Raw genomic sequence first — 11108 nt, 5'->3', positions numbered from 1 at the left:
TATTCATACATTTGAATTACATAAAACAGGTAACATGAAAATTTTAATAATAGAAGATGAAGCTGGTTTACGTGAAGTCGTGCAACAATCACTCGAAAAAGAGAAATATATTGTCGAAACCGCACATGATTATATTTCCGGACTAGACAAACTAGGCGCGTACGATTATGATTGTATATTAATCGATATTATGCTTCCTAACGGAAATGGTTTGGACTTACTGAGGGAAATAAAAAATCAAAAAAAACAAAGTGCAGTTATTATTATATCGGCAAAAGATGCTGTTGATGATAAAGTAAAAGGACTGGACTTAGGTGCCGATGATTATTTAAGTAAGCCTTTTCATTTATCAGAATTACATGCCCGAATTAAGTCGGCACTTCGGAGAAACAATCACAATGGAGACAATTTAATTGTTTGGAAAAACGTAACGCTTTGCCCAGAACAACGAACAGTTTCTATAGACAATAAAGAACTAATCTTAAACAGAAAAGAATTTGATTTACTTTACTATTTTATAATAAACCCAAACCGATTAATTAATAAAACTGCAATAGCCGAATATGTTTGGGGCGACCATACAGATCAGGCAGACAATCTGGATTTTGTATATTCACAGATTAAAAATTTACGCAAAAAACTAAAAGACAGTAATGCCGAAATTGATATTCAGGCTGTTTACGGAATTGGATATAAAATGAATTAATGAAATTACAAAACTATACACTTCGCTATCTCGCACTTACGCTACTTATTGTCATCCCAATTTGGGCTGGGATTTTTTATATGCTGATTTTAGATGAAGTGCATGATAATATTGATGATGATTTAAAAAACTCTAAAATCATTATTATCCGACATACTTTTGCCGACAAAAAACTATTAAATTCTCCCGAATTTGGTATCAATAAGTTTACTATAAAACCACTTCCTAAAGGTGATTATTCTCGAAAAGATGAATTTTCTACTTCTAAGGAATTCATGGAATATGATAACGATAACGAGCCTATCAGAACATTAAAAACCATTTTTAATGATGATAAAGGTAATCCTCATGAATTAATTATAAAAGCATCAATTGTAGAAGAAGATGAATTACTCGAAGATCTATTTCTCGCTTTAATAGGTTTGTATGTTATGCTTGTTATTAGCATATTGGCGGTAAACCATTTGTTATTAAAAAGAATCTGGAAATCGTTTCATATCATTTTAGAAAATCTTAAAGAAATTAAATTAGGAACTGGCAGCCGATTAAAACCTATAAATTCACCTATTGATGAGTTTAATGTTTTGGCAAAAGAAGTAGAGAAAATGTTAAATCGTAATGAAACCATTTATTCTAGTCAGAAACAATTTATAGAGAATGCTTCTCACGAATTACAAACTCCTCTGGCAATTAGCATTAACAAACTCGAATTATTTGCAGAGAATACTACACTTTCTGATGAACAAATGATGGAAATAGGTAAAATAACAGATACCCTGACTCGATTAACAAGATTAAACAAGTCGTTATTGATGTTATCCAAAATAGAAAACCAACAATATTCTGAAGAAGAAAGCGTCAACTTTAATAAACTCATATTAGTATTAACAGAGGATTATGCAGACTTAGCAGAGTTCAAAAAAATAAAAATCACAGTAACCGAAAATGATACTTTGTTTTTTATGATGAACAAAGGATTAGCCATTGCATTAATTAGTAATTTATTAAAAAATGCTTTGATTCATAATCATCCTGATGGTTTTGTAAATTTTGTAATAAACAAGAATGATATCATCATTTCGAATAGTGGTAATAATTCTCCATTAAATCCTGAAGCAATTTTTGGTAGATTTTATCGCCATACTACAACCAATGAATCTACTGGTTTAGGCTTGTCTATCGTAAAATCTATTATAAATAATTACTCGATTACTATCGAATATTTGTTCACCGGAAATCATCAATTCAAAATTATTTTTCCAAAAAAGTAGTCTTTTATTTATTTTCCTAATTGTTTCCAAATTCTGGTTATACACTTGTACCAGAATTAAAAACATCAATTATGAAAACTAAATTAAACTTGGCTACATGCCTAATAGCAGGATTAGCATTTGGACTTTCGGCAAATGCACAAAAAACAGTAATTACAAAAAATGCTTTACCTGCAAATGCTCAAACTTTTTTAAAAACTCATTTTCCAGGACAAGAACCTGTTAATATTATTGAGGATAAAGAAACTTTCTCTAAAGATTACAAAGTTCAGTTTACAAATTATATAGAAATAGAATTTGACGGAAAAGGAAATTGGGAAGAAGTAGATGGTAATCACCAAGCAATTCCAAATAGTATAATTCCTAAAAAAATAACATCTTACGTTACTACTAATTTTGCAAATACGGCAATAACAAAAATTGACAAAGGAACTTGGGGATATGAAGTAAATTTAAGTAACGGTCTTGAATTAGAGTTTAACTCTAAAGGCAATTTTATAAGAATTGATAATTAACATTAAATACAACAATCATGAAAAAAATAATCTTATCTGGTTTTATAGCCTTAACACTTTTATTCTCGGCAACATCTTGTGATAGCGATGATGATAATGATCATGAAACAATAATTAGTGCCACTGATTTACCTCAACCAGCAACTGCATTTGTTACTACATATTTTCCTGATGCTACTTATAAGCTTATAACTAGACAAAATATTCCTGATGCCGATGGGTCAATTTATGATGTTTTACTAAGTAATAATTTCGACATTGATTTTGATGCTAAAGGAAATTGGATTGATATAGATGGAAATCATCAGGCAATTCCGGTTGCTTTGATTCCTGTAAAAATCAATACGTATGTAACTACAAATTATCCTGATCAATTTGTAACATCAATCGATAACGAAAAAACGTTTATAGAAATAGAACTTTCTAATAATCTTGAACTAGTTTTTGATCTTGAAGGAAATTTTCTTCGAATAGATAAATAAAAATAAAACTACATAATACATTAAAAGCTCCGAAATTTAATCTCGGGGCTTTTTTTTGCTGGAGATTTTAAAATTTTTCTGCCACAAATTATACAAATTTATAAGCGTATCGATAGGAAACCTTTGAACCTTTGTAACCTTTGAACCTTTGTAACTCAGTACCTTTTTTAGCCACTGATTAAAATGATTTTTTTCACGCAGATTCGACAGATTTAAGCAGATTTAATTTAAAAAAAAGTAATAAATAAATCTGTGCTCATCGGCTTAAAAATTTTTAAAATCTGCGTGAGAAAAAATTCACCCATTCAGAATATCTATCGGGATAAAAGGATAAAAGGATTTTTTCAGCACATTCAGAGAAACCTTTGCGCCTTAGAACCTTTTCCTAAAACTTTGCGGTTCATTTTTTCGCCACAAATTTCACGAATCTACACGAATTATAAAACCCCCATAAATCAAACAAACACAAATCACTAACTACCAAATAGTTAAAACCAAAATAAATATAATTTATTTAAAAATATATCGTTAGTAAAATTAATCCCCTTATTATTTCTTTTATTAAAAATAAGAATATTCCTAAATCTTTCCAGATTCAGATATTACTATTGCAGTATAATAAAACGAAATATACGTTTAACCTATTAAATACTATAATTATGAAAAAGACATTTTTAACAAGTTTCATCGCCCTATCAATTTTACTTTCAATAGCATCTTGCGATAGTAATGACGATATAATTACCAGAGATAAAACTGTAATCGAGCCAACTAATCTTCCTACTACAGCAAAAACATTTACCGAAACCTATTTTCCTAATCCTGTATATAAATCAACAGTAAAATTAAACACACCTAGTTTAAATGGAACTATTTATGATGTTTCGCTTGCAAATGGTTTCGAAATAGATTTTGATGCTAACGGAAACTGGACTGAAATAGATGGAGGTAACCAAGCAATACCTACTGCTTTAATTCCAGAGAAAATTAATGCTTATGTTGCTGCAAATTATCCTGGTTTGTTTATCGTACAAATCGAAAACGAAAAAACTAAATACGACGTAGAATTATCTAATGATGTAGATTTAGTTTTTACTCTACAAGGCGATTTTGTGAGAATAGATCATGATGGAGATAATCACAATGAAGTTGTTATCAATCCAGCTGACTTACCACAAACAGCAAAAACATTAATTAGCACACATTTCCCTAATGCAACAATTAGATTGGTAGAAAAACAAAATAAACCAGATGCAAACGGTTCTGTTTATGATGTTTCTCTTTCTAACGGATTTGAAATTGATTTTGATGTAAATGGAAAATGGATTGATATCGATGGAGATCGTCTTGCAATTCCTGTTGCATTAATTCCTGCAAAAATCAATACATATGTTACAACCACTTATCCAGGTTTATTCATAACATCTATTGATAATGAAAAAACATATACTGAAGTAGAACTTTCTAATGATACAGATTTAATTTTTGACACTCTTGGAAATTTCCTTAGAATAGACAAATAAAAATGTAATTATATAATACCATTTTAAAAGCTCTGAAATTTAATTTCGGAGCTTTTTTTTAAGTCTGTGGATGAAAAGGAACGCGGATAAAACAGATAAAAGCGGATTTTAAAAGTTTAAATTTGTGAAAATTTGTGCAATTTGTGGTAGAAAAAATTAATCGAAAAGTTCGCAAAGAATTACGCAAAGCACGCAATCCCAAAGCATCGGGATAATCTGTGGATGAAAAGGAACGCGGATAAGACAGATTCGCTAAAGCGAAAAACACAGATAAAAACGGATTTTAAAAGTTTAAATTCGTGAAATTTGTAGCTAAAAAATTAACCGCAAAATTGCCTTAGTCTTTGTCCCTTTGTAGCTCAGAACCTCAGCGCCTTTGTCCCTTTGAAACTGGGAGACAAAAGTGTAAAAGTTAGGTTTGCGAATGTCAGGCTGAGCGGAGTCGAAGCCCCACAAGTAACTAACATAAAGTTTTTCTTAAATTGCGGAGCCATTCGCGGAGATTCCTCAATTCTTCGGAATGACAAGACTGGGGTTATGTTGTGATCAAGTCTTTGTCCCTTTGCAACTTTGCAACTTTAAACCTTTCTTAGCGCATCGATAGAAAACCTTTGCATCTCTTAATTATCGAGTTTCTCGCGGAGACCCTTCTTTCATCAGGGTGACAAGATTGGGGTTATGTTGTGGTCAAGTCTTTGTCCCTTTGTCTCTTTGTAACTTAGAACCTCAGCACCTTTGAAACTTTACAACTTAGCACCTTTAAACCTCAACAGTTTAGAATCTATTAAAAAACAAAAAACCATTCCGCAAAACGGAATGGTTTTAAAAACAAAACTTTATTCAATTTAATAAATCACTTTTTTAATTTTAATCTGATTGTTATCTAAAACAACTTTAACCACCAGAACCTGATTGGCAGATTTTAAATTATCAATACTCAATTTAGGATTTCCTACCCCATCTTTCTGGTAGAGTAAATTACCTGAAACATCATAAATAAGTACCTGATTAATATTCTGATCAAAAGCATTAACACTAATCACTTTGTTTAAAGTAGCTACAGAAATTGTATTGTTTGCCGATGCAGAATATTTTGAAGCAACTGCACGACCAAATACGAAAGGAATACCAACTGTTAATTCCTGCACACAACCTTGATCTGAAGTTATTATAAAAGTATAAGTGCCGGATGATAGATTTTGAATTAATAAAGAAGGTAGATCTGACTCATAAACAGTTGCTCCTGAATTAAATGATACAGTCCAATCACCCTCAGGTAAATTTTCTAAAAGAACACTTCCCTTAGATGAAGATGTTTCTGGTGTAACTGTAGGCGTAACCGCTGGCGTTTCGTTAATAGTCACAGTTATTAAACTTGAACTACTGCTTATACCGTTCGCATTTTTTACAGTCAATGCTCCGTTATAAACCCCGGCCGCAGTTCCTGCAGGAATAGCAACCGTGACCGTATTATCAATCAATGCTTCATCAGTAACAGCAGCAAAACTATTTGTAGGCGAAGAATCCCATACTATACTATACACAACTGGAGAGCCGGTTGTAAAGAGATAGAATGTTGTATTTTGCGCACTAGGGCTTGAACATATGTCAGTTGCACCTATTCCTGTTATTGTTGGTGGTACAACCGCATCATTAACTACTATTGTTACTGCTAGATCCGTTTTACAAGTTCCGCTATAGATAGTCAGTAGTCCAACGTAGGTTCCTGACGGGACATTTGGAGATATTTCAATTGTATTTATCACGCCTCCGCCTGGAGCTGCAGTGAATGGAGTTAAACCTTGGTTTTGTATTGGACTGTTAGTGGAAATAACATTCCATTTAACAGAATACTCTGTAGGGTTTCCTGTAACTGCAGTATATGCTAATGATGTTGTTTGCGAACTGGTACTTGTAAAAACTGGTGTAATTTCTCCATTTGTTGTAATTGTAGGAAGTGGATTTACAGTTACTGTAAAAAGTGAGCCTGCACTACTAACACCACTCGCATTTTTAACAGTCAATGTTCCGGTATAAGTTCCCTCAGCAGTTCCCCCAGGCACATTAATCTTAATTGGACTGGCAGGTAATGCTACATCTGTAACGGCTGCAAAACTATTTGTTGGAGAAGAATCCCAAACAATACTATAAGAGACAGGAGATCCTGTTGTTGCACTATAACTTAATGCTGCTCCTTGCGCAGAAACTCTTGAACAAACAGCATTTGTTGATTCTGCTGCTGTTATTGTTGGTGGTAGTACTACATCATTCACTTGTATTGTTACTGCTAGATCCGTTTTACAAGTTCCGCTATAAATAGTCAGTAGTCCAACGTAGGTTCCTGACGGGACATTTGGAGATATTTCAATTGTATTGATCACACCTCCGCCTGGAGCTGCAGTGAATGGAGTTAAACCTTGGTTTTGTATTGGACTGTTAGTGGAAATAACATTCCATTTAACAGAATACTCTGTAGGGTTTCCTGTAACTGCAGTATATGCTAATAATGTTGTTTGCGAACTGGTACTTGTAAAAACTGGTGTAATTTCTCCATTTGTTGTAATTGTAGGAAGTGGATTTACAGTTACTGTAAAAAGTGAGCCTGCACTACTAACACCACTCGCATTTTTAACAGTCAATGTTCCGGTATAAGTTCCCTCAGCAGTTCCCCCAGGCACATTAATCTTAATTGGACTGGCAGGTAATGCTGCATCTGTAACGGCTGCAAAACTATTTGTTGGAGAAGAATCCCAAACAATACTATAAGAGACAGGAGATCCTGTTGTTGCACTATAACTTAATGCTGCTCCTTGCGCAGAAACTCTTGAACAAACAGCATTTGTTGATTCTGCTGCTGTTATAGTGGGTGCTTCAGGGTTAATTACTATTGATACTTCCTGAGCTGCTGAGATACAAGTTCCATTGTAAATAACCAAACTTCCAATATAGGTTCCAGGCGGAACATTAGGAGATACTTCAATTGTATTTATTACACCTCCGCCGGGAGCAAAAGTGAATGAAGTTGTACCTTGATTTTGCATTGGACTATTACCTGAAAAAACGTCCCACTCAATATAATATCCTATAGGATCTCCTGTAACTGCAGTATATGTTAATGATGCAGTTTGCGAGTTCGTACTTGTAAAAACTGGAGAAATTGTTCCATTTGTTGTAATTGTAGGTTTTTCATTTATAGGCACAGTAAAAGATGAGCCTGTACTAACTACGCCACTTGCATTTTTCACAGTCAATGTTCCCGTATAAGATCCTCCAACAGTTCCCGCAGGAACATGAATATCGATAGGGCTTTCAGGTAATGCTGCATCAGTAACTGCTGCAAAACTATTTGCTGGAGAAGAATCCCAAACAATACTATAAGTAACTGGAGAACCCGTTGTTTCACTATAATATAAATTTGTTATTCGCTCTTCATCAGCTGGACAAATAGGAAAGGTTCCGTCTGATATGGTTATAGTAGGTAAATCCTCTACTGTTACAGTTGTTGCCACAGAATTTACTACTGCACAATCCCCACTTTGTACAACAGCTCTAAACTGTGTAGTTTCTGTTAATACGCCTGAAGTGTACGTAGTATTTGTATTTGCGATATCAACCCATGTCGTAAACGGATTTACAGATGACTGCCAGTTAACAACCGATCCTGTATGACCGGATAAAGTCAGTAAACCACTTGTGTTTCCAGAAGTAATTGTTGTTCCGCCAGTTACTGTTCCACCAACTGTTGGCGGATATATTGTTATAGACACGGGATATACAGAACCGCAAGATCCATTTTTTAATATCAATGATCCTTGATAGGTTCCTGGTAAAGCATTTGCTGATACTTCGATTTGAAATGTATTAGGAGTTGAAGTAAAAAGATGTGGAGTATCAGGAATATCTACTAAGAAAGCTGCATTTGCTTCGTTATCCCAATTAACTGCATAGCTTGTAGGACTTCCAGTAGTAGCACTATAAGCTAAATCTGATATTTGCGAGCCTGCACAAATCGCAGAGAATATTCGAGTTGATGTAATTTTAGGAATTTCATTTATAGTTACAGTAAAAATTGAACCCGTACTAACACCACCATTTGCATTTTTCACAGTCAATGTTCCCGTATAAGTTCCCACAGCTGTTCCGGCAGGAACTGCAATCGTAATTGGACTAGACGGTAATGCTGCATCTGTAACTGCTGCAAAACTATTTGCTGGAGAAGAATCCCAAACAATACTATAACTAATTGGAGATCCCGTTGTTTCACTATAACTTAACGGTGTATTTTGCGCACCCACAATTGAACATCGAGATCCAGCCGAAGCTGACGCTGTTATAGTAGGTAAAGCCTCTACCGTTACAGTTGTTGCAGCAGAATTTACAACCGGACAAAATCCTGTTCGTACAACTGCTCTAAATTGTGTAGTTTCTGTTAGTACTCCTGAAGTGTAAGTTGTATTTGTATTGTCAATATCAACCCAAGCCGTAAACGGACTTACTGATGACTGCCACTTAACAACAGATCCTGTATGACCTGATAAAGTCAGCAAACCACTTGTCTCTCCGGAATTAATTGTTGTTCCGCCAGTTACTGTTCCACCAATAGCTTGCCCAATTATTGTTATCGTTACCGTAGATGCAGAACTGCAAGATCCACTTTTCACTATAAATGATCCGTTATAGGTTCCCGGTAAAGCATTTGCAGGTATTTGAATTGGGATTCCTCCACTTGAAGCAAAATTATATGAAGTATCAGGGATATCCGCTAACAAAGCTGCATTTGCTGCGTTATTCCAATCAAGGGCATAACTTGTTGGATTACCAAAAGAAGCAACATAAAATAAAGTTGATGTTTGTGAATTGCCGTTTGCACAAATTAGAGAAAGTACTCCATCTGATATAATTGTAGGAGTTTCATTTATAGTTACAGTAAAAACTGAACCTGTACTTATACCACCGCTTGCATTTTTTACCGTTAATGTTCCGGTATAAGTTCCGGCGGCAGCTTCGGCAGGAACTGCAATCGTAATTGGACTAGATGGCAACACTTCATCTGTAACTGCTGCAAAGCTATTTGCAGGAGAAGAATTCCAAACTATACTATAGGTAATTGGAGCTCCCGTTGTTGCACTGTAACTTAGAGCTGTACTTTGTGCATCATCACTCGTACATACACTATTTGCAGCTAATCCCGTTATAGTGGGTAAAGGCACTACTGTAACCGTTGTTGCAGCAGAATTTGCTGCTACACAAGCACCACTCTGAACAACTGCTCTAAATTGCGTAGTTGCTGTTAATGTTCCTGAAGTATAAGTTGTATTTGTATTGACGATATCGACCCATGTTGTAAACGGACTCACCGCAGATTGCCATTTAATAACTACTCCTGTATGACCAGATAATGTTAGCAAGCCGCTTGTATTTCCAGCATTAATAGTAGTACCGCCACTTACTGTTCCTCCAACTGTTGCCGGTGATACAATTACCGTAGCTGAATTATTAGTCGTAATAGTTGAAGAACAAGTTTCTGAAGTAAGTTTAGTAACTGTTATAATGCTCGAACCTGCAGTAGTTAGTCCTTCCGCTGTAAAAGTTCCAGTGCCTGCTGTACTAACTGCTAAATTTGCAGTTAGTGCTGTAGCACTAGGACTACTTCTGTTATAAGTCACTACATAATTACCAACAGGCAATGACGTAACGCTACCCGCTAATGTTATTGTAGATGTTGTACCACTAGAAGCACAAATACTTGCAGCAGTTGTAGATGCAATACTATAATTAGGACAAGAATAAGAAATAATCACTTTTCCTGCTGCGCCTGCACCTCCAATTTGTGCAACACCCAACGCCGAATTTATGGCACCACTACCTCCTCCACCAGCTGGTGAACCTGCGATTCCGGGTGCATTACTTAAGAGTAAACCTGAAACAGCTCCTCCTCCGGCTCCTCCTGAATTTGCTCCGGCACCTCCAGCACCAGACGAAAGCAATAATCCTAGAAGATTCCATGAGTTACCATTACCTCCGTTTACACCTGCAAACTTACTAGAACCTGCCGAAGCTGCAATTGTTCCTCCTGTTCCTCCTGCTGGAGAACCTCCGGCATTATTGGCATCTCCACCTAAACCTCCTGCGGCTAAGATAGACGTTTCGAAACCACTAATAGTAGAGTTCCCTCCTGCAGCACCAGTTCCGCTGGTACCAGCGGTTTGACTAGCAACTAATACATTTAGCGTTGCTCCGGGAGTAACTGTAATTGGAGCACTTGCATAAGCTCCTCCTCCTCCTCCGGCAGCACCTCTTCCTAAAAGCAATGGGGCACCACTGGCTCCACCGCCAGATCCGCCACCGCCCCATGCCTGAACAATGACACTAGTTATACCAGCAGGGACAGGAAATGTCCCATTGTTGGTATACGTTTTCGTCGATCCTGCTTGGGACCACGAATAAGAACTAATAAAGACGAGTAATAAAAATAATTTTAATTTCATAATAGTAGGTTTTAATAATGAAAAAAATCAGTTAATTATTTGGGGTAAAGGGTATTTATGATAAGTGTGGTATTAAAAAGAAATTCCATTTGATTAAAATGTTATCAATGCATTTTTTATCAA

Annotated in this window: 6 protein-coding genes; 5 read left to right on the top strand and 1 reads right to left on the bottom strand. The window is 35.4% G+C overall.

Annotation, left to right across the window (positions count from 1 at the left end; all coding sequences use genetic code 11):
• Positions 1 to 34: 34 nt before the first annotated feature.
• From SHI72_RS01075 to SHI72_RS01055, 5 genes are all read left to right on the top strand, one after another.
• Positions 35 to 706, top strand: coding sequence for a response regulator transcription factor (locus SHI72_RS01075; protein ID WP_323488776.1), 672 nt, complete (start codon positions 35 to 37; stop codon positions 704 to 706).
• Complete coding sequence (locus SHI72_RS01070; protein WP_323488775.1) at positions 706 to 1977, top strand: HAMP domain-containing sensor histidine kinase; 1272 nt, start codon at positions 706 to 708, stop codon at positions 1975 to 1977. Before SHI72_RS01075 ends, SHI72_RS01070 begins: the two co-directional genes overlap by 1 nt.
• 71 nt (positions 1978 to 2048) lie before the next feature.
• Positions 2049 to 2492, top strand: coding sequence for a PepSY-like domain-containing protein (locus SHI72_RS01065; RefSeq protein ID WP_323488774.1), 444 nt, complete (start codon positions 2049 to 2051; stop codon positions 2490 to 2492).
• A 17-nt stretch (positions 2493 to 2509) separates the two neighbouring features.
• Complete coding sequence (locus tag SHI72_RS01060) at positions 2510 to 2974, top strand: PepSY-like domain-containing protein (RefSeq protein ID WP_039119433.1); 465 nt, start codon at positions 2510 to 2512, stop codon at positions 2972 to 2974.
• A 659-nt stretch (positions 2975 to 3633) separates the two neighbouring features.
• Positions 3634 to 4497 (top strand): PepSY-like domain-containing protein, encoded by an 864-nt coding sequence (locus tag SHI72_RS01055; RefSeq protein WP_323488773.1) that lies wholly within the window; start codon positions 3634 to 3636, stop codon positions 4495 to 4497.
• An 845-nt stretch (positions 4498 to 5342) separates the two neighbouring features.
• Here SHI72_RS01055 and SHI72_RS01050 read toward each other — a convergent pair.
• Positions 5343 to 10985 (bottom strand): T9SS sorting signal type C domain-containing protein, encoded by a 5643-nt coding sequence (locus SHI72_RS01050; RefSeq protein ID WP_323488772.1) that lies wholly within the window; start codon positions 10983 to 10985, stop codon positions 5343 to 5345.
• Positions 10986 to 11108: the final 123 nt, after the last annotated feature.

It is taken from the genome of Flavobacterium sp. PL02, from assembly GCF_035013205.1.
Classification (GTDB): domain Bacteria; phylum Bacteroidota; class Bacteroidia; order Flavobacteriales; family Flavobacteriaceae; genus Flavobacterium.
The sequence above is the reverse complement of the archived record's forward strand: the minus strand, read 5'-3'. Positions and strand labels throughout refer to the sequence as shown.